The 20,696-nt window shown below is 46.5% G+C and carries 16 protein-coding genes; 7 read left to right on the forward strand and 9 right to left on the reverse strand.

Annotated elements, in window-relative coordinates:
- Nucleotides 1-83: 83 nt before the first annotated feature.
- Nucleotides 84-401, forward strand: a complete 318-nt coding sequence (locus QUA13_RS08360) for a cyclic nucleotide-binding domain-containing protein (protein WP_333197893.1) — start codon at nt 84-86, stop codon at nt 399-401.
- Nucleotides 402-473: 72 nt separating this feature from the next.
- On the opposite strand, the gene rimI is transcribed toward QUA13_RS08360, so the two are convergent.
- Nucleotides 474-1,151 carry a ribosomal protein S18-alanine N-acetyltransferase gene (gene rimI / locus QUA13_RS08365; protein ID WP_333197894.1) on the reverse strand — a complete coding sequence of 226 codons (678 nt, stop codon included), beginning with the start codon at nt 1,149-1,151 and terminating at the stop codon, nt 474-476.
- 178 nt (nt 1,152-1,329) lie between these two features.
- Between rimI and lysA the strand changes: the two genes are divergently transcribed.
- From lysA to QUA13_RS08380, 3 genes are all read left to right on the forward strand, one after another.
- Nucleotides 1,330-2,763 (forward strand): diaminopimelate decarboxylase, encoded by a 1,434-nt coding sequence (lysA, locus tag QUA13_RS08370; protein ID WP_333197895.1) that lies wholly within the window; start codon nt 1,330-1,332, stop codon nt 2,761-2,763.
- Between the two features lie 208 nt (nt 2,764-2,971).
- Entirely contained in the window at nt 2,972-3,865 is an 894-nt protein-coding gene (gene cdaA, locus QUA13_RS08375) for a diadenylate cyclase CdaA (RefSeq protein ID WP_172185478.1), read from the forward strand.
- Nucleotides 3,866-3,885: 20 nt separating this feature from the next.
- The gene (locus QUA13_RS08380; RefSeq protein WP_333191354.1) at nt 3,886-4,632 is read left to right on the forward strand and encodes an isoprenyl transferase; all 747 of its coding nucleotides are present in this window, start codon (nt 3,886-3,888) and stop codon (nt 4,630-4,632) included.
- 314 nt (nt 4,633-4,946) lie between these two features.
- On the opposite strand, the gene QUA13_RS08385 is transcribed toward QUA13_RS08380, so the two are convergent.
- The 6 genes from QUA13_RS08385 to QUA13_RS08410 form a co-directional block, all read right to left on the reverse strand.
- Entirely contained in the window at nt 4,947-5,219 is a 273-nt protein-coding gene (locus tag QUA13_RS08385) for a DUF3143 domain-containing protein (protein WP_333191356.1), read from the reverse strand.
- Between the two features lie 173 nt (nt 5,220-5,392).
- Complete coding sequence (locus QUA13_RS08390; protein WP_172185484.1) at nt 5,393-5,872, reverse strand: DnaJ domain-containing protein; 480 nt, start codon at nt 5,870-5,872, stop codon at nt 5,393-5,395.
- Nucleotides 5,873-6,030: 158 nt separating this feature from the next.
- Entirely contained in the window at nt 6,031-6,633 is a 603-nt protein-coding gene (locus QUA13_RS08395; protein ID WP_333197897.1) for an HAD family hydrolase, read from the reverse strand.
- Nucleotides 6,634-6,690: 57 nt separating this feature from the next.
- Complete coding sequence (locus QUA13_RS08400) at nt 6,691-7,566, reverse strand: Rpn family recombination-promoting nuclease/putative transposase (protein ID WP_333197898.1); 876 nt, start codon at nt 7,564-7,566, stop codon at nt 6,691-6,693.
- A 62-nt stretch (nt 7,567-7,628) separates the two neighbouring features.
- Nucleotides 7,629-9,212: a chloride channel protein gene (locus QUA13_RS08405; protein WP_333197900.1), complete on the reverse strand. Its 1,584-nt coding sequence runs from the start codon at nt 9,210-9,212 to the stop codon at nt 7,629-7,631.
- Between the two features lie 389 nt (nt 9,213-9,601).
- Nucleotides 9,602-11,035 (reverse strand): hypothetical protein, encoded by a 1,434-nt coding sequence (locus QUA13_RS08410; protein ID WP_333197901.1) that lies wholly within the window; start codon nt 11,033-11,035, stop codon nt 9,602-9,604.
- Nucleotides 11,036-11,108: 73 nt separating this feature from the next.
- Between QUA13_RS08410 and QUA13_RS08415 the strand changes: the two genes are divergently transcribed.
- Nucleotides 11,109-11,723 (forward strand): pentapeptide repeat-containing protein, encoded by a 615-nt coding sequence (locus QUA13_RS08415; RefSeq protein ID WP_333197903.1) that lies wholly within the window; start codon nt 11,109-11,111, stop codon nt 11,721-11,723.
- 632 nt (nt 11,724-12,355) lie between these two features.
- On the opposite strand, the gene QUA13_RS08420 is transcribed toward QUA13_RS08415, so the two are convergent.
- Both QUA13_RS08420 and QUA13_RS08425 read right to left on the reverse strand, forming a co-directional pair.
- Nucleotides 12,356-12,748, reverse strand: coding sequence for a hypothetical protein (locus tag QUA13_RS08420; protein ID WP_333197904.1), 393 nt, complete (start codon nt 12,746-12,748; stop codon nt 12,356-12,358).
- 125 nt (nt 12,749-12,873) lie between these two features.
- Nucleotides 12,874-14,241 carry a glycoside hydrolase family protein gene (locus QUA13_RS08425; protein ID WP_333197905.1) on the reverse strand — a complete coding sequence of 456 codons (1,368 nt, stop codon included), beginning with the start codon at nt 14,239-14,241 and terminating at the stop codon, nt 12,874-12,876.
- Between the two features lie 499 nt (nt 14,242-14,740).
- Here QUA13_RS08425 and QUA13_RS08430 point away from each other — a divergent pair, with 499 nt between their 5' ends.
- Entirely contained in the window at nt 14,741-18,244 is a 3,504-nt protein-coding gene (locus tag QUA13_RS08430; RefSeq protein ID WP_333197906.1) for a WD40 domain-containing protein, read from the forward strand.
- Nucleotides 18,241-20,646, forward strand: a complete 2,406-nt coding sequence (locus QUA13_RS08435) for a carotenoid oxygenase family protein (protein WP_333197907.1) — start codon at nt 18,241-18,243, stop codon at nt 20,644-20,646. Before QUA13_RS08430 ends, QUA13_RS08435 begins: the two co-directional genes overlap by 4 nt.
- Nucleotides 20,647-20,696 lie beyond the last annotated feature (50 nt).

The following is a 20,696-nucleotide window of genomic DNA, read 5'->3' on the forward strand; positions in this document are numbered from 1 at the left end:
GAAGAAGTTTTATCCCTCTGTGGTTGGGACTATATCCTTGAAGCTATATTAAGTGCAACTTCATAGTAAATTGGTATAATGCTTTGTACATTATCATTGCGGGTCAGGCTAAGGTCACAGTCACGAACAAGTTGGGCATGGAGTTGGAGGTAATGAATATTTTGCGCGGTGAGTTTTTTGGCGAGATGGCACTGTTTAGTGGGGAACCGAGTCCGGTATCAATCGTCGCCGTTGACGATTTGCAAGTTATTGTCATCTACTCAGATGCTGTAAATACGATGATTGAACGTCAACCCAGCTTAGGGCGCGAGATAGGTCAAATTATCGAAGCGCGGAGCAAAGCGGTAAGTATGGCCGTGCAGGCAGATGTTTCTTCCCATGCTGAAGTTGATTCCCTATGAGAATTTTGAACTAAATTGATATCGAGCAACCAATTATTGGTCAATGCAAGTTAAAGGCCCAATAAATTACATTCAAAACTCAAAACCATCGATCGCCAAATGCCAGTTTTTCTGATGGAGCCGATCGCAAATTTGCACTTTTTCAACCGCTAAATATTGCTGGAATTCTGGTTTCTCTATGTTGTTGCGCCACATTACCAGAGCATCTTCTCCGGTGTCTTCGTAGTATCGTTTCCGCCGTCCAGCCTCTTTAAAACCAAATTTTTGGTAAAGAGACACTGCGGCTAAATTAGATTCACGCACTTCTAAGGTTGCCCGTTCTAATTGTCTGTAGTGAGCCTTTTTTAGTAAATCCCAAAGCAGAGCTTGTCCTAAACCCTGACCTTGAAAGCGAGGATGAATTGCCAAAATTGTAATGTGAGCTTCTTCTAAAATTGCCCACAGGCAACCCAAACCGATGAGAGTTGGGGTAAGTTTTGAGTTGGGAGGTACTGGCGAGGAACTCTCAACACTGAGCGGTTTTGAGTTGAGAATGCTGTTGGGTTCGATCGACTCGAATTCGCTGTCGAATCTTTCTGATTTGCCGACCTCGGTTTCCGATGCCCACAAACCCAGTAAATCACTGTTAGGACTGTCTAACTCGCGTCTGTAGCCTTCGATCGTCCAAAGTCCGCCAAAACAGAGCCGATCGAGTTCTACTGCACTGTTGAGCTGTTCGGCGGCGAGATGTTTAATTTGTAGAAAACGCACGGCTGTAAATTGTACACTGGAAAACACGGTAGCGATTAGCTGTTTGTTGCTAGTTGTGAGTCATGACTCACAAGTCTCCAGACATTAGTCTACTGCCAACGACTGCTGATTAATGACTGCCGACTGCTGACTGCTGATTAATGACTGCTGACTAATAACCTAGGATAGTTATTGCGCGATGGTATCAACTCAATCTTTCGGGGTGGAATCGGGACTTAAGTATCTGTCTGAGTCTCAACAAGCCCTGCAACATCGATCGCCAAATCAAGAACTGTTACCGCTGACAGCCAGCGTTAACAGCAGCGATCGGTTGGAAATCGGAGGCTGCGAGGTGACAGCCTTGGTGGAGCAATTTGGCTCGCCGTTGTACATTTTAGACGAAGAAACGCTGCGGGCGGCTTGCACCCAGTACCGGGACGCTTTCGGGCGTTACTATCCGGGCGCATCTCAAGTGATCTATGCTTCTAAAGCTTGGAGTTGTTTGGCAGTTTGCGCGATCGCAGCTTCGGAAGGTTTAGGCATAGATGTCGTATCCGCCGGAGAAATCCACACAGCACTGCAAGCCGGTGTCAGTCCCGACAAAATCTACTTCCACGGTAACAACAAGTCCCGCGAGGAACTCCAGCTAGCTGTCGAAAACGGCTGCATTACCGTAGCCGACAATTGGCGGGATTTAGAGACTCTAGCAGAGTTGGGACAATTGGGTGTCAGCAGCCTCACAGGTGGGCCGACACGAATTATGGTGCGGTTTACTCCTGGAATTGAGTGTCACACCCACGAGTACATTCAGACGGGTCAAATCGATAGTAAATTTGGCTTCGATCCCAACTCGCTCGATCGAGTATTTACTTTCATCAGCCAACAGCCGTCATTATTTTGCGTGGGGGTGCACGCTCACATCGGCTCTCAGATTTTTGAACTGCAACCCCATGACGATTTAGCCGAAGTCATTGTTCAGGCCTTGACTAAAGCACAGAGCTATGGTCTGCCAGCAACAGAAATTAATATTGGCGGCGGGTTGGGCATTCGCTATACTGAAGCGGACGATCCTCCCAGCATTGAAGATTGGGCTCGTACAATTTGCTCCGCAGTGGTAGCAGCTTGCGAGCGGCAGCAATTGCCATTACCAAAATTGCTTTGCGAACCGGGTCGATCGCTCGTCGGTACAGCCTGCGTCACTGCTTATACCGTTGGCTCTCAAAAAGTCATTCCGGGAATGCGGACGTATTTAGCTGTAGATGGAGGGATGTCGGACAATCCGCGTCCTATTACCTATCAATCAGTTTATCGAGTCCTCGCAGCCGGTAAAATGTCTGCTCCCTTAACGGAAACAGTGACAATTGCTGGGAAACACTGCGAATCAGGCGATGTTCTGATTAAAGATGCCAAATTGCCAGAGTGTCGGGCCGGAGATGTCCTCGCGGTTACGGCTACAGGGGCATACAATTACAGCATGGCTTCTAACTACAACCGAGTACCCCGACCGGCAGCAGTTTTAGTGAGAAATGGGGAAGTTAACACGATTATACAGCGGGAAACTTACCAGGATTTGCTAAGGCTTGACCGCCTTCCTGAACGACTCGGAGCTCAAAAGTTAAAAGTTAAAAGTTAAAAGTTAAAAGAAAGACAATCCATCTTTACTTAATGATGATTGCTTTTTCACTTTTAAATTTTGCCTTGTTCAGTCACGCGATTGGATTGACACTCCCCGGTCTAAAAACACGGGGATTTTCAGCATATTCCTTATAACAACTGTTCATGGTTCACGGGTTCGAGTGCATCACGGTTCGCGGTTCACAGGCGGTAGCGTTCGATGAACCATGAACAATCAACAATCTGGCTTTGACTTTGCCCTGGTTCAGTCCTTATTGATTCAAGGGATCGATATTGGACTGGTTTTTGCCCTTGCGTATTTGGTGCTCGTCATTGTGGGCGAGCGCAGAACGCTGTGGATGGTACGGGGATTTATCATTTTGATGCTGGCGGCGGCGGTGAGCAACTGGGCTGGATTGAGGCTGTTGCACGTTGCCCTCAACAGCTTGGTGACTGGTTCGGCTGTGGCAATGGCGGTAATATTGCAGTCGGAGTTTCGCCGATTTCTAGAACAATTGGGTCGGGGGGAATTTCGGCAATTGTTTGGACGCGATCGCCGACCAAATCCCGAACCGGACAGCGTAATAGATGAAATTGTGGACGCTGTAAAAGAACTTTCGCAAAACCGCACGGGCGCTTTACTAATTATAGAAACAGATTCTCCGATCGACGATCGAGATTTTTCGGTGCCGGGATTAAAGCTAAATGCAGAAGTTTCTAAAGAATTGTTGCAGACAATCTTTCAGCCGCAAACTTTGCTGCATGACGGAGCTGTTTTGATTCGAGGTTCGCGGATCGTGTCGGCGGGGGTAATTTTGCCTTTGTCCGATCGCAGCGCGTCGCGGCAGTTGGGAACCCGCCACCGGGCGGCGATGGGGATTACGGAACGGGTGCAAGCTTGCGTGTGCGTGGTGGTGTCCGAAGAAACGGGTTCTATTTCTTTAGCCCAGATGGGAATGTTAAATCGACCTTTGACTAGCAGCAAACTTAAGGAATTGCTGGAAGCAAAGCTGTTTCCGTCGGAGGGAGAAAGAGCTGTGGCTCCAATTCCGATCGGCAATCTCGGACGCCAGATAGGATTGAAGGGAGTGACGCTATTAAAACGGATACTGCGCCGTTAGTCGGGTAATCGGGAGAAACCATGAGTCAAGGAATTTGCTTGGAAAAGTTGCCGGAGGATCTGCAACAAGAACTACTGCCTAAGCACATAGCAGTGATTATGGACGGGAACGGGCGCTGGGCTAAGAATAAGGGGTTGCCGCGGATTGCGGGACACCGCCGAGGAGCTAGCACTCTGAAGGAACTGCTGCGGTGCTGCAAAGATTGGGGGATTCCTGCTTTAACGGCCTATGCTTTTTCGACGGAGAATTGGGGGCGGCCGGCTGGGGAGGTGGATTTTTTAATGAGTTTGTTTGAGGGTAAGCTGCGCCAAGAATTGCGGGAGATGGTGGACGAGGACGTGCAAATTCAATTTATGGGGAATTTGCAGGCTTTGCCGAAGTCTTTGCAGGCGGAAATCGAGCGTTCTGTGACGGCAACTCAGCACAATCAGGGAATTCTATTCACTGTGGCGACGAATTACGGGGGGCGTCAGGAGATTGTACAAGCTTGTCGGGCGATCGCCACTCAGGTGAAAGAGGGGAAGCTGCAGCCGGAGGAGATTGATGAGGTTTTATTTAAACGCTATTTGTATACTGCTGATGTTTGTGACCCGGATTTGCTGATCCGGACGAGCGGGGAAATGCGGTTGAGCAATTTTCTGCTATGGCAAATGGCTTATTCGGAAATTTACATTACTGAGACGCTGTGGCCGGATTTTGATCGATCGGAGTTTCACCGCGCTTTGTCTGATTATCAGCAGCGCAGCCGCCGATTTGGCAAAGTGTAACGATTTGGGATTTGGGATTTTAGATTTTTTGGTTGATTTTTCAGTTTTCAAGTAGGTGTGGATTCTGAGGGAGCATCTCCATGAAAGTAAAAAACGTTTTTACGACCGGCGAGCGTCCCGCACAGCAAAATACAGCAAGCGTCCCACTCGCAATCCCATGTAAATGCTTGCACGGTTGATGCTTCTTACCTGGATTCCCTATCTAAAATCTAATACCAATTCCACTCATCTCCCGCTCAACATAACGATTTTAGATTTGAGATTGGAGGACAAATCTAAAATCTAAAATCTAAAATCTAAAATCTAAAATCTAATTACGGGCCGGAGAAAACGGCAGATTCAATGTCCTGACGCGAGAGGGAGTATTTGAAGGCTCGCTGAATATCTTGGCCGTCTGCTCCAGCATTGATATAACGGATGGTGAGTTGGTCGATATCGAGGGAGAGTTCTGCTTTCCAGGTAGGTCGATCGATCTGCCAGGAGTGGAGTTCTTGCCGGTCTTGCTGGCAGCCGCGGCTGATGAGCCACTGCTCGATTTCCGGTAGCGGATGGTTGTACAAAGGAGTGTCAGCGGAAGGAAGAGTCATGGGATTTTAGATTTTAGATTTTAGATTGAGGATTGAGGATTGAGGATTTTAGGCTTGGGATTGGGGATTTGGGATTTTAGATTTTAGATTTTAGATTTTAGATTGAGGATTGGGGATGGGGATTTTAGGCTTGGGATTGGGGATTGAGGATTGGGGATTTGGGATTTGAGGCTTTAATTGCCGCGAATTAAGCCGATCGCGATCGCCAGTACCAAACATCCGATTAAGCTAGCTCCCATGATAAACAGAGCGAACATTTCTCCGGGGGAAAGAGGTCGATCCGTGGGATCTAGGTAAGCGGAGTTGTAAGTTTTTTTGCCCGAGCCCGAAACCGGAGTATTGAAGCCTGGGGGCGGCGCAATCACGTTCAGGCGAGAATAGCCTATTTTGAGGTCGTAGGCGAGGCGACGTTCTGGGTTGCTGAGGGTGGCGTAGGCGTTGTTGAGCTGCTGAAATTTGGCGGTGGCGACTGCGGGCGACAGGTCGGTGGTATCGGGATGGTAGAGTTTGCTCAGTTCCCGGTACGATCGCCGAATTTCGATCGCAGAGGCTGAAGGATGCAGCCCTAACAAGCTGTAATGAGTGGAACCCAAGGGGGTTTTTTCGGGTATTTTTTGACTTTTGTTTTTTGCAGTTGCCTCGTTTCCTGCCACCGAAGCCCCTCTCTGCCTATTGTTTATAATTTTCTATCTATTTTAGCCCAGAGTTGAGGGTAGCGCCACTGTCTGCGATGTCGAGGGGTTGAGGGCGGGCGAGATCGGCGACGGCAAGTAACATCAAACTCAGCACCAAGATATTCATGCCGTCCGCTTCATCGATTTGTTATGCGACTTGACGAAGTGTTTGAGATATCTGACTCACCGATCGATTGGGTAAGCCGATTTCGCCAGAACCTTTTCTCGACACTGCGGATATTTTCTTCATATCTGAGTTGATCCAAGTAAAGCAGCAAATACTTCAATTCATTATCCGTCTCATCCCCCTCAAAGGGATTTACTCGCACCAGATTGCCATAGCTGCGCTCCCACTTTTGAGGCGTATCATCTACTGCAATGATTGATTCTAGACGATACCCTTTGCGCTTGACCTTTTTTAGATTTTTGCGATTGTAATATTCAAACCATTCAATATCGTAAGCAACTGTGCAGCGATCGCTTGCCCACACAAACGATAAAGTTTTAGGATTTTTAAAGATGGCTGACACAATTGCGATCGCATAAGACGGCGTAGAAGATGTCCAAACTGCCACCTCAAACCAGTCTAAGCAATTTTTCAAAAAGACATCAAGAAACGGTCGTTTGTAAATGTGATAGGGCTCTACTAAAAAGTCAGCTTGCCGATGGAGAGATGCTTCGGTAGCATAAATTAAAGTTTCATCAAGATCGAGGATCAATAGTTTTTTGGGAGCATCCATAATCAAAAATTGTTCATCACTATGTCTGACGCCAATCCTGTACCCAATTACTTTAAGCTATGAATCGCCCGAGCGCAAATTTTGCACATCCTCAACGCTAAGCCCGGTAACTTTGCCGATCGTGGCATTATCTAGCTGTGAAATTAATTGTCTGGCGATCGCGATCGCCTTTTCTCGCATTCCTTCTTCTCGTCCTTGTTCTATGCCTTGTTCTATGCCGTCCTGAACAGCTTTAATAATTGCTCCCTGTTGGTCATAAATAAACTGTTCTCTTCTGTCCAAATCTTCCACTTCCTCTCTGCTCAAACTGGCTTGATTCGCAATATTAAAAGCTTCATGTATTTCTGGTATGCTATCCATTGTTTCTGGAACCGATGTCAGACTTCTCGCATTTTTCATAAAATAAATCCATTTGTCTGCTAAAGTTTCAAGTTCCTCCTGTCCTTTGGTAAACTTTGGCAACTCTACAAACACTAAATCCAGCTCGTTTTCGGGATAAGTCAAATTTGTATTGACTTCTTTGAACACAAACCTGGAAATAAATTCTGGGCTGTTAGGAAACATTTCAAAATCAGTAATTGTCAGAGCAATTACTGGCTTCAGCATTCGATATCCTTGGGCTGCTTCCAATTGAAAAGCGTAAGTCTTCGCTGCATTGTACAAAACTCGTTTCCCAAAAGACTGGACGTTGAGCACTTGCATTTCAATAATTACTAAAGTGCCATCGTTGAGTTTTGCTTTCACATCCAGATAAGTATCTTTCAAACCTTCAAGTTTTGGAGGAAGATTCGGGTTGATAATTTCTAAGTCTTCAATGGTGGGATTGCCTTCATAAATTAGAGCGTTGAGAAAGCTAATTAGAATGTCTTTGCTTTCTGAGGAACCGAATATTTTTTTGAATGCGTAATCGGTTTTAGGGTTGATAAATATCATAGTTGTCAGATTTAGCTTTGAGGTTATTGGTTTTGTGACGAACCAACGGGATTGGATCAGGGTCAAACTGCTGATTTTGTTTCAGGTAATGGTTTGACATTTTCCGCCAAATGTGCATTGGCGATCGCCAGCACAGGCTCATCGTCCCTGTGTTCGTCATCAATGGGAATTTGGCAAGAAATCAGTTCTGTGACGATGCGATCGCCCAGAACATCTTCCCAATCCTGCAACTGTTCTCTGGCTTTGATCGGTGTATTGATAGCCACGTCTACGCCCATTTGCTGAAGGTTGAGGCTGTGGGCTGTCGATCGGCGGTTGACACACTCCACCAGCCAAACGCTCAATCCGACTGCTGCCATCAAAGGCAAGACAATTCGATAATCGCGGGTTAATTCAAACATCAATAGGATGGCTGTCAGCGGTGCTCTGGCACTGCCGGCGAGCACGGCGGCCATTCCCACCATTGCGTAGGCGGGAGGGCCGGCGACTCGATCGCTCATTGCCGGCAGCATTTCCAAAAAGAGGCCGTAAGCCGAACCCAGGGAAGCTCCCAAAAACATCGCCGGAGCGAAGATACCGCCCACTAAACCACTGCCGAGGCTGATTGCTGTCATCGCCAGTTTGACAAACAGCAGCAGCAGCAGCAAAGGCAAGGAAAATTTAACATCTTGGAGCATTGCTTGGACTGTTTCGTAGCCGACACCCAAAATTTGAGGAAATTGCAGGGCGACTAAGCCGACGCAGGCCCCGCCGATGATGGGCTGAAGCGGCCGGGGCAGTCGTCCGAGCCAAGCAAATCCTCGGATTTTGCCTTGAAAACAGCGATCGGCTAATTGAATTGCTTCTGTGTAGGCTAGAGACACTCCGCTCGCCAAAAGTCCCAATCCCATGTACAGAGGCAGTTCTAGGGGGCTGCGGACATCGTATATCGGCAAAGAAAAAGCAGGCTGAGCTCCCAAGCAGATTTGAGCGATGAGCGCCGAAACTACGGCGGAGAGCAAAACAACGCTGACTGACGAAGTGGCAAAGGTGCTGCCGAGCACGACTTCTAAGGCAAAGAATACTCCGGCGATGGGAGAGTTAAACCCGGCGGATAAACCTGCTGCTGCTCCGGCACCGAGGAGCAAGCGCTGCCGTTCTGGGGAGAGCTGCAAAACTTGAGCCAGCAGCATTCCGAAGTTGGCGCCGATTTCGACGCTGGGGGCTTCCGGGCCGAGGGAGGCGCCGGTGCCGAGAGAAACTGAGGCTGCCACCATTTTGGTGATGGGTTTGAGGGGGGAGAGTTCTTGCAGGCCGCGGGTGGCTGCAATTAAGGAAGACATATTCGGGCCAAAGTCCCGAAACCGCCACCGCATCAGCCCGATCATGACTCCGCCGAGGGTGGGAATGCAGGCTAGCGTCCAAGAGCCTTTCGAGGCGATCGCCCCCATGAAGTCTTCCAGCATCAGGCTGTGGATGAAGTGGATGAGATAGTGAAAGGTGACGACGCCTGCGCCCGTAACTCCCCCTATGACTAGGGAGAGGATGAGCAGGAGGGTTTCTGGGCTGGGGTGCAGGCGGTTGAATAGCGGGCTTAGGCGGGAGGTTTGGGGAGTTGCTGCGGTTGGCCCGGGTGGCGGCAGATCCACAGGAGGGGTGACTCTCATTTAGCGGTTAATTCTTCTGTGAGAAGTTAGATAAATATTACATTTTATTTCTTTTTTTAATTTTGAGTGATTTTACGGGAATTGACAAGTTAATTAAGGCGTATTTTAGGGGGGGAATTTTTGGGGCTGGCGGCTGGGGTGGAATGACCGATTAAGAGAGTCAGCACATTTGGCGCGATTGTATTCTGAGTTACATTCAAACTTAGATAGACTCTCGCGATCGTGCTAATTAAGTATATTTACAGTGTTGGCGCTTAGGGCGATCGCATCAGTGAACTTGTAATATCGTATAACTCAGTGAAACACAACATTCCGATTAAAGAATTGGTGATTTGAGATTTTACCTTAAAACCACAAATCTCAAATTTCAAATCCCTCGCGCATAATATTCAGATCGGTTGTTGAGTGGGCGGAATTCTTGGTCTGGATTTGGCGATCGACATTAGCGGATCGCCGATGGTGGTGACTTTCCAGGGAGGGGATTCTAGCTGGCGTGCTGCGATTAAAAAGGGTGCCCCTCGCTTCAGGCGATCGACCATTAATTTAGGTGGAATAAATGCAGATAAAAGAGGTTCGTTGACGCTGCCAATATATGCGTAAGCACCATTTTGTAGCCACCTTGCGGCAACGGTGTTTGTGTCATCTGGGGCTGCTGCTGACCAACTGTGGATCATGTGGATTGCTGCGGGAAATTGGAGTTTTGGTATGTCCTCGACAGAAGCGTCGCCGTTGCCGACTTGAAATGATTTTGGATAGCCTTTGGAATTCATTAATATTAAGTCAAATGTCCACGGTTTTGAGGCTAAACTCCGCCACTTTTCCAAGCTAGATTCTGGTTTCTGCACTATTTCGACATTCAAACCTATGGTATTTAGTCCGCTAGCTGCTTCCTCCATTTCATATTTTCCCCAATTTCCTTCCTTGGGGTAACTGTCATAAAGCATGGCGGTTTCGGTATCGAGAAATAACGCGCACATGGCTTGATAGATCGATCGTACTTCCGAGCCGTAAATCCAGCCGACAGCCGCCCAGCGTTCGCCGTTCGGGTGCCGTCCCAAACCGTCGGTAACGGCTAGTTGTTCGTCTGGTTTTTCAGGGGATTGATATTTTACGGCTAGTTGGCGTACAATGGTTATTGTGTCGATCGGATCTGCGAGTTGAGAGTAAAAATATCCGGTTGATTCGACAGCTTTTGTAACTGCTGTTTGCAGAGTTTTCCACTGTGTGTTATTGAGGGTATCGTTGGGTTTTCCGAAGTTGCCTTCTAGAAATACTAAAGGTTGACCGTGAGCGGCTGCTAAGGCAACTGCTGCTGAGCGTGCGGGGTCGTTTTCTGATGTGATTACTACTCCTGGGGGTTCCCAGCCGAGTTGCGTCCATTTTGCTTTTAAGGTTTGAGTATCGGTGGCATTCCAGGCTGCTGCTGCGGCGTTCCGCATTAATTGTTGGAGTTTTTGACCTTTTGGCAGTTGCTGTTTGATGCTTGGCAAACGCACTATTTCTTCGGGTTGAAAGCGCTGCAAAAACATGGGCGCATATTTTTTGTCTTCGATGAGAATAGGCCAGTTTCCTTTGAGATTCCATTTTTGGATGGCTGCTAAGAATGTGGCTTCGTCGGGTACTAAAACTATGCGGTTGACTGTTGGTATGTTGTCGCGGAGGATGGCTGCTCGGAGGCCTGTTTGAATTGGCCAGGGTTCTTGTTTGGCTGAGGCGGGAAGTTGAAAGGGTTTTGTGAAAATGCGATCGCACCCGATACCGATTCTTGCTAAGATGGAGATCAGGGCGATCGCGAGTAATTTAAATTTTAACTGTTTTTTCATAGGGGCAGGGGGAGGAATGAACTAGGTTATAAATACGAACAATTATCGAAATATTTTTAGGGGCTGCAAGCGGATGTTTCGAGGCGCGGGACAAAATAAGATTGTAAGTGCGATCGGGGTGGCAACTTTTAGTATTATTGCCTTAGCAACTACAGGTTTAATAATTGTCGCAGCGAACCGTTCCTCAGTCAAGCATCAAGTCCGGCAATTGCTGACAGCTAGGGAATGTCAAGGTTGCAATCTTTCCGGGGCGAATTTGAGCGAAGTTTTTCTGGAAGGCGTCAATTTAGAAAAAGCCAACCTGAAAGATGCCAATTTGTGGAGCGCGCATTTGGTAAATGCTAACTTAAAACAGGCAAATTTGGCCGGGGTTTACCTGATCAGCAGCAATTTGGCTGGGGCAAATTTGGAGGGAAGCAATCTAGAAAATGCGTTTTTAGAGGATGCTTATTTGGGAGGGAGTAATTTGAGAACTGCTAACTTAAGAGGTGCTTTTATGAAAGGTATTTTTCTCGCTAACGCTGATTTGGAAGGGGCGAATTTGGATGGTGCTAATCTGTGGATGGCTAATCTGGAAAGTGCTAATTTGAAGGGTGCTAATCTGAGAAATGCTTTGCTGTTGGATACTAATTTGGCAGGGGCGAATTTAAAGGGTGCGGTGATGCCTGATGGTACGCCACACGAATGAAAGTCAGTTGACCGTTGACAAGAAAGCTGTCAATCGATTTTAGATTTTAGATTTTAGATTGAAGGATTGAAGGATTGACCCCACCGATAAATTCGGGGGGCAAGTTTCATCGGATACAGGTTTTTTATTTCTGGACGGATGAATCCGGGGGCTTGTATCCTGGATGCTTTCGGTCATGAGTCATCAGTCAGGGGAAAGAGCGATTCCCTACCCTTCGGGAACCCCTACGGGAAGATAGCTTCGCACGCGCGGACTCTTCACCTTTATTTCCGTTATTTGGTGAGGAGATGAAGGAGTGACGAGGTGCGATCGGCATCCTAAAAGATATTACAATTTTACTGCCCGCGTCCTGGTTTGCAATCTACGAAACCTAATGCCTCTGTGTCGAGAAAACTGGCGTTCGCCATCTCAATAACTGCTGCGATCGGGTATTCAATTTCAGCACCACGAGCAATTAGAGTGGCTTGAATTAGAAGGGCGATTCCCTACCCTTCACCGAAAGCACGCGCGTTCGGGATAGCTTCGCTTCACGTACTTGCAACCTTCTTAATTCAAAGAATCAACCAACTCGATCGCCCTGTCGGTGAGAAAAGCCGCTGCGATACTCAAATGCTGAGTTTCACTTGTAAGTATCATTTTTGTTCCGCGTCGGATGTAGATGGCATTTTAATTACTAAATCTCCTATCATCAGTTCTGCTTCTATAAAAGCTTGGGCTAAATCTTTAACAGAACTTTCACCTTCACGAAATCTAATGGTTTCGGCTTTTAAGTGTCTTTGGGCTTGACGAAATCCATTACCTTTTGGTCCAACACCTGTCGTCTCAAGGATAGCCACTGAAGCTGCGCTTAGTCCAGCAAAAATTTTTGTCCTGAAACTTCCTAGTTCGTCGATAAAGGTAGCGACAATTATTGATGAGAGTACCGAAGTTACTCCTAAAATTACAGAAATAGAGTGCAATATTACGGCAGAGCGATGCCATCTAGTGGTTTGACTCTCCATTTTTTCAAGCATTTCTTGTGTCATACATTTAACTATTTATTCACTTGTTGTCGATCTAGAGGAAAGAGCGATCGCACCTGCATCCTTCCTCTCGCGTTATGTGGTGATTAAAGTTAGGATAGATGAAACTCTACCCTAACCAACAATATCTACAGTCCCCAGTCCACAACTAACAGGCGCGGATCGTACTTGCGGAGCAATTCCACAAGTTTTTTCAAATCATCAATTGTAGTAGCACACACGCAGCCTTCACTACCCGGACTTATACCACTTTGAATCCAGTTCCAATCTGCATGAAAGCCGAAGGCATCTCGACAACCAATCTCATTTAGCCGACAACTTTCATAACGCTCTTTCGATTTAACAAGAGGTACCCATACAGGTCCGAGTCCATTTCCATTTATCGGGTGTGCAGCGTGGTAATTGTCTTTGCCACCTGCCCAATCGATATCCGAAATATAGTAATTGTCTTGTGGAATAGGTGCCAGATTGCCCGGTTGACTTTCCGGATCGTCCCACATTAAAAAGTTCTGAGCCCTCGCTAAACCAGAAATAACTTTTAATGAATCAACAACTACATTCCCTTGAGGATTTACGAAGTCGAGTTTGCACAATTTAAGTCCTTCGTAGGCTTCTCCTCGCGTGCGTGTGAGACGGCAGTATACACCCCCATCTATTCCAGATGAATTGACAGATATCTCTTTGCGCGCGCGCTTGAGAGCATTCTCTATAGCCCTCCTCGTTTCTGGACCTACCTTTCCATCAACTCGGCTGAGAACTTCGCGGGTTTGAAAAAGCTTGACTGCACTATCAGTAATGTCAGTAAATTCGTTAGGTTGAGAACCCAAACGCAGAAATTTGAGTCCCGCTAAAGCGCAGTTGAGAATGTAACAATCTTCTCCAACAAGTCCTTTTTCTAGGGTACGATCGAACAGTAACGGTACGGGAGCAGGTTTATAAGGCAATATTCGCTTCGGCGGTTGAGCCAAATCTGCTGGCTTTATCACAAAGCCTATTGCTAGATCTAAACCTAAAAAACCATCGCGCCGAAATAAAGTTTCTTCGTCGTTTCGACGATTGACCAATCCCTGCAGAGGTCTTTTTGTGCCATTATCTTCACCATGTACCCAACGATCGAACTCCTTGGCTGCTCCTTCATAATTGCCTTTGTTGAGCTCTCGCAATAGAGTTGACTCGCTGAATGCGCCTATGCCGATGTTGTAAGTGAAGGAAACCAAGGCATCAAACATACACTGTTTGAGTTTAAATTTGCACAATCGATCGACATCTTCTGCTTTTTCAGCAATCTCAATTTGCAACCATCGCTCTGCTTTTTCTCGTGTGATAATATCACCCTCTAAAATCGGTCTGTTGAGGTCCAAATGTTCGATCGAGCCATAACCAATTGTCCAAATACCAACAGGGTCTAGGTATGCTTGAATCCGTCCGTCAGGAAGCTCTTTATGGAGTCCTTCCCACTTTTCAATAAGTGCAAAGCATTCGTTAGAAGGTTTCATGTTTTTACTTTAGTTTCACAATTTTGAATTAGGTTTAACTTTGAAGTGAATTTATGGTAACTATCTCCAAAGTTGAGGGAATTAAACAAACACAATTTCAGGAATTTGCATCAATGTGTTTTCACCCCGTATGAGTTCTAGGGCTATCAGTCGGATAAGGGCGTGGTGTATGGTCGCGTATGCGATAAGCCAATGCCTTTTGACTGTTGATTACGATCGATCCTGCTATAAGCGTGGTAGAAGTACCCAAAACGAGAGCTGCAAACATGAGCGCAAGAAACCGTTTCATAAAATTTGTTCTCCTGGATGGGAAGTTTTTGAAGCTTTACAGGGAGTTAGAAATCTATTTTCAACCCCTTGTAATTCGCCTAGGTGATTGGTATCAGTGGCGATAATCTAATGAAACAGGAGTGCTGACTGAGTTCAAGACTGAGAATGACTGAGTTAGGCTGACTTTTGAGCAATTTCATCTAAAATGTGACTAGATTAAAAATTTGATATGCCACGATCGCTCAAAGTTCGCCCGGATTGCATAGGATTGGTCAAGTCATCGGTTAGGCGCAACGGCTTTCTCAGCCAGCAAGCGCTAGCCGAGGAGCTTGGTTTAGCTCGTTCTACCGTTGTCAATTTTTTGACGGGAAAACCAGTCGATCGCGCAGTTTTTGAAGAAATCTGTCTGAGGCTATCCGTAGACAGTCAAGCGATCGCCGAGATGGATTTTGATGCTTCAGCAACCGTTAGCCCGCAGCCAAGTAGAGATGCTGTTAAAAGATCTAGAGACTTAAGAGGTGCGCCCGATATCTCCGTTTTCTTCGGCAGAGAACGGGAGTTAGAAACGCTAACACAGTGGGTACTTCAGGAAGAGTGCAAGCTAGTTGCGGTGTTTGGGGTGGGAGGAATTGGCAAGACAACTTTGTCCGTCAAATTAACCAGCCAGATCGAAGAAAGCTTCGATCGCGTAATCTGGCGATCGCTGCGAAATGCCCCGCCCTTAGACTATCTCCTGGTCGATTTGATTCAGTTTCTCAGTCCCACCCCTATTGCTAAATTACCTGAAACATTGGACGGGCAAATTTTAAACCTACTGGACTGCTTGCAGCAGCGGTGTTTATTAGTTCTAGACAACTGCGAGACAATCCTTCTTGAAGGAACTCAAGCAGGAGAGTATAGAAGTGGGTATGAAAGCTACGGATCGCTACTGAAATGTATTGGAGAAACACAGCATCAAAGTTGTGCGATCCTGACTAGCCGAGAAAAGCCTGCTGAGTTAGTTCAGCTAGAAGGACCCAAATCTCCCGTGCGATCGCTGCGGCTTAACGGTTTAAGTCAAGTAGAAGGATATAGAGTTTTTGAAGTCAAAGGCTACTCTGGTTCAGCAGCCGAATTAAGTCCCCTGATTGGACGGTACGGAGGCAATCCATTGGCACTGAACGTTATTGCCACAACCCTTCAGGAATTTTTTGATGGCAATGTTGCTGAATTACTCAGACAAGAAATCCTTCTCTTTGGAGATATCGGGAAACTGTTGAGCGAGCAGTTCGATCGCTTGACCGATTTAGAAAAACAGATCGTGTATTGGTTGGCGGTTGAACGCGATTGGACACCGCTAGGCGATCTGCGCGAAAACCTTTTCCCGACAGCGATCGCCCGAGAGCTACTGGAAGCACTAGATTCACTGCAACGTCGTTCTCTAATTGAAAAACGATCGGGCTATTTCACCCTGCAACCCGTAGTGATGGAATATGTCACGAATCAACTGCTAGAACGAGTTTTTCAAGAAATTAAAACAGGTCGGTTATCTCTGCTTAATACAGTTGCTTTAATCAAAGCTCAGGCGAAGGATTTTATCAGAGAATCGCAAACACGATTGATTCTTGACCCCCTCATTAAAGAACTACAAAAATATTTCAGAACCGAAGCATCTCTGCGCCAGCGATTGGATACTTTGTTACAAGTGGTACGGCGCGAAGACGAACTGAAACTCGGCTACGCAGCAGGAAACTTGCTCAATCTCTATCGTTCTCTCAACTTGAACCTTTCGGGATATGACTTTTCTAACTTAGTGATTCGCCAAGCTTTTTTGCAAGAAATTGAGTTGCACGATGTCAACTTTTCGCACTCTGAGTTCATCGATTCGCCATTTAATCAAACCTTCGGTGGCATCCTTTCCATCCAGTTCAGCCCTGACGGGCAAACATTAGCTACAAGCAGCACGAATTGCGAAATTCAAATATGGCAAGTCACAGATAGGCAGCATCTTCTGACATTGCAAGGTCACACAAACTGGGTGCGAAATATTGCGTTCGATCGAACAGGTGAACTACTCGCTAGCGCCAGCGATGATGGCACAGTGAAAATTTGGGATTTACAAAAAGGAATCTGTCAGCGTACTCTTCGCGGACATGGCGATGGCGCCTACGGCGTTACGTTTAGTGCTGACGGACAAGTTATTGCTAGCAGCAGCGCAGATTGCTCCATTCGATTGTGGAATGTTACTGATGGAACCTATCTGGGCATTTTGGAAGGACATGGCGCCCCTGTCATCGCTGCTAATTTCAGTCCCTGCGGCAGTCTTCTCGCGAGTGGAAGTTTTGACAAAACGATTCGCATTTGGGATTTTAAAACAGGGCAACGTTTGCATATTCTAACCGAACATACCAACTGCGTAACGGGCTTAAACTTTAGCCCTGACGGACAGTGGTTAGCCAGCCCGAGTTTCGATCGCACCATCCGGATCTGGCGCGTTTCCGATTGGCAATGCGTCAGAGTTCTAGAGGGGCATACGAATTGGGTTTGGGGGATAAATTGGAGTCCTGACGGACAATTACTTGTAAGCTTTAGTGCAGACTGTACTGCAAAAATTTGGGATGTTACTGCAGGTGAGTGCTTGCGTTCTTTAGGCGGGCATCAGATCCAGGTGTGGAGGGCGGTATTTAGTCCCGATGGAGAAACCATAGCTACGGGCAGCGAGGATCAGACGATCGCATTTTGGGAGATTAAAACTGGGCATCGATTAACAACAATAACAGGATACTCCAATTGGGTACGACCTTTGTCCCTCAGTGCAGACGGTCAGTTTTTTGCTACTGGACACAAGGACAAAACATTGCGGATTTGGAATTGTGTCGATCGCCAATGCTTGCAGGAATTGAAAGCCCATGCAACCGGCATTGCATCGCTAGCTTTTCATGCCAATAACGAGTTACTCGCCAGTGGCGGACAGGATGCGATTGTTAAAGTTTGGAACTGGCGGCAGCAGAAATGTGTAGCTGTCTTGAAAGGGCATCGAGATGAAGTCTGGGGACTGGCGTTCAGTCCGGGTGGAGAAATTCTGGCTAGCAGCAGCTTCGATCGAACCATTAAACTGTGGCGATGGCACGATCGAACTTGTTTTGCTACTTTAACCGGGCATCGCGATCGCATCCCTGCACTTGCTTTTCATCCCAGCGGCAGCACGCTTGCCACTGGCAGTGATGACTCTACAATTAAGTTTTGGAATGTTTCCACAGGAGAGTGCTGCGCCACCCTAACGGGACATAACGGACGAGTGGGAACGCTTTCCTTTAACCCCAAAGGCGATCGACTCGTTAGCGCTAGCCTAGATCGAACGCTGAAAATTTGGGATGTTCAAACCGGAATATGCCTGCAAACGCTGCAAGGACATCAAGGATGGGTTTTTAGTGCGGTGTTTTTCTCTGACAATCAAACCGTTGCCAGTGCTAGTTCCGATCGATCCCTTAAAGTTTGGAACAGTCAAACAGGAGAATGCTTGAAGACTTTAGAAGGGCATACCAATTGGGTCTGGACGGTTGCAGTTAGTCCTGACGGTCGCCAATTAATTAGTACCAGTGAAGATGAATCCATCCGGATTTGGGATTTGCCAACTGAAACTTGTTTGGCAGTGCTAAAACCCAAACGTCCCTATGAAGGAATGCAAATCGCTGGAATCGGGGGCTTGACTTTAGCACAGGAAGCAAACTTGAGAGAACTCGGAGCAATATGAAGCCACAACAAGCACGATTCATTGGCGAACCTTGTAGGAAAAACTTTATACCTCGATCCGCAATTAAAGCAAATCGAGATGAAATTACAAATTTGGCGTTGTTCGTTCGAGAGTATGTCAGGAACGATCGAGAAGATTGGGAACTCGCTGCTGAGGGAGATGCAGTTAAACTACCTGCGGGATTGCACGGTTATGTTTTTGTTGTGGGTGCTTTGTTTCAAGCTGACGATCGACCTCAAGAAGATGGTACAGCAGTATTCACGGGCGATGGCATGATGTATCGTTTGGGCTTTGAGCGCGATCAAGCAATTCTCAAAACCCGAATTGCCAAAACGCCCTGCTACTACGCCGATCTTGCCCTTACTCCAGCCAGCGATCGCGCCCTCTGGCAGCCTGAAACTGCATTTTCCAAAAAGTATGGTCTCTGGTCTTACTTTGCAGCTTTTCGGAATGGAGGACCCAGCCGGTTTAGCTTCCTTTTGGGAGGTAGGAATCAACTCAATACGGCATTTCTGCGAGTTGGCGATCGCTTAATTGTCACGATCGATGCAGGTCGTCCCTATGAAATCGATCCTGATTCGTTAGAACTGATTGCCCCCATTGGATCGACCGATCGGTGGATAGGCATCTTGCCAATTGTTTCTCAACTTATTTCTTCAGTATTTCGCAGCTATCCGTTTGACGTATACATTAATTCCGCCCATCCTGTTGTTGACTTCACCCAAACAGATAGAACCGCAGAACCTGAAGTTGGTATCTTTACGACTAACTACTCAACAGGATACAACGGGCTATATCGAAAACCCATTAATTGGATATTTGACCAACTCAATCGATTTCTTAAAAGTGGAGCGAATGCTAACGAACAGTTCGGACGATTCACTGACTTAATTTACTACCGCTTTCCGAGTGAAGGCTCGAAGTCAGATGATGAAGTAGATTTATATAACGATCGATCTGGAAAATCTCAAGAACCCAGCTTCAAGCGCTGGCGTTTAGTTCTTGCAGATGGTCCGCAAAAAGGTCAACCTGCGATCGTCGAACAGTCTCTGCATCAAATTGCGATTACAGAACGCTTCATTATCCTTGCTGATATTGCATTCAAGATGGAGTTTTCTCAAATCTTTTCACCTTTCTTTTTGGGATTCCTAAAAAAAGATTTTTTCCAACAATTATGGGCGCTAGGCGCAGGTCTTCGCGCAAAATTTCTCCGAGATATTCTGCCTTTACCTCAAGGAATTTTGTATGTTGTCAAGCGGGAAGATTTAGAAAGTTCTCCCTATTTTGTTTGTGGGGATAAAAGCGCAGATAAACAAGAGGAAAATCAGCCACCTTCACCTCTACCCGCAAAGCAAATCATTTTGCCCTACGAGATTTCCCATTTTGCTGCTGATTACAGCAATCCCGATGGAAAAATTACCCTTCATGTCGGACATCCTAACGGTTGGGATGTAACTCAGTGGATTACAAAGTACGATCGTTCCGTTCCAGGAAAACCCTGTCTTCGCTCCGATTTAGAAGGAATACAGGTTGGTACGACCGACCTGGGAGCCTTAGCAAAGTATGTCATTGATGGCAACAACGGTGAAATTGAAACAATGCAAGTTCTTCGGGATACTGAAGCAACGTGGTCTCCTTCAATTTATACCCATAGCGAACTTTGCCGGGATGATATTAATAACTCAGAAACACAAGTTAAAAACATCTACTGGATTACTTGGGGATTCAGTTGGGAGTTAGTTCCACAGCAGATTTATGATGCTTATAAATCAAGAGAATATAGAGCGATTCCGATCGAGAATCTTCCCAATGGAGATAAGCCCCTGACTTTACTGCGAATCGATACTAAAACAATGAGTATTGCAGATGCCTTCCAGTTTCCATCAGGATATTTTGCCTCCTCACCTCAATTCGTTCCTAGTTCTGAACCATTAAACGGGAACGATCCATCCACACACGGCTTCATCGTTTGTACTGTTCTATCCGACGATCCAAATAACGAGACCCAAGCTTGTGATGAATTTTGGGTATTTCATGCCGACAGCTTTCAAAAACCCATTTATCGTTTAAGTGCTCCCCCCGATCCAAAGCCACTCAACTTGGCACTAACGCTACATACAACCTGGATGAAGGAGATTCGTAGCGAGCGCCAACGAGAACGGTATGCCGATCGCAGCGTTCGCCAACATCTACGCAGAAAATCCGTTTGCAAAGACTACAAATCTCGTTTGGAGAAAGCTAACAGCATTGTTTGTGAGTTATTCAACGACATTGTTTATGATTATTTTGTTGAGCAAATTGAAGAACTAAAGGCAACAGAGCTTTTGCAACAAAAAGACTATAAGATTAACCCTTTATCGAGCGTCCAGGATATTATATCAAATCCGGTGTCACCGGAATGATTAAACCCCAGAGTTTACCGAGTCTCCAGAAGAGAGAGATGAATCATTCC

Origin of the sequence: Microcoleus sp. S28C3 (assembly GCF_036700785.1) — a bacterium.
Classification (GTDB): Bacteria; Cyanobacteriota; Cyanobacteriia; order Cyanobacteriales; family Microcoleaceae; genus Microcoleus; species Microcoleus asticus.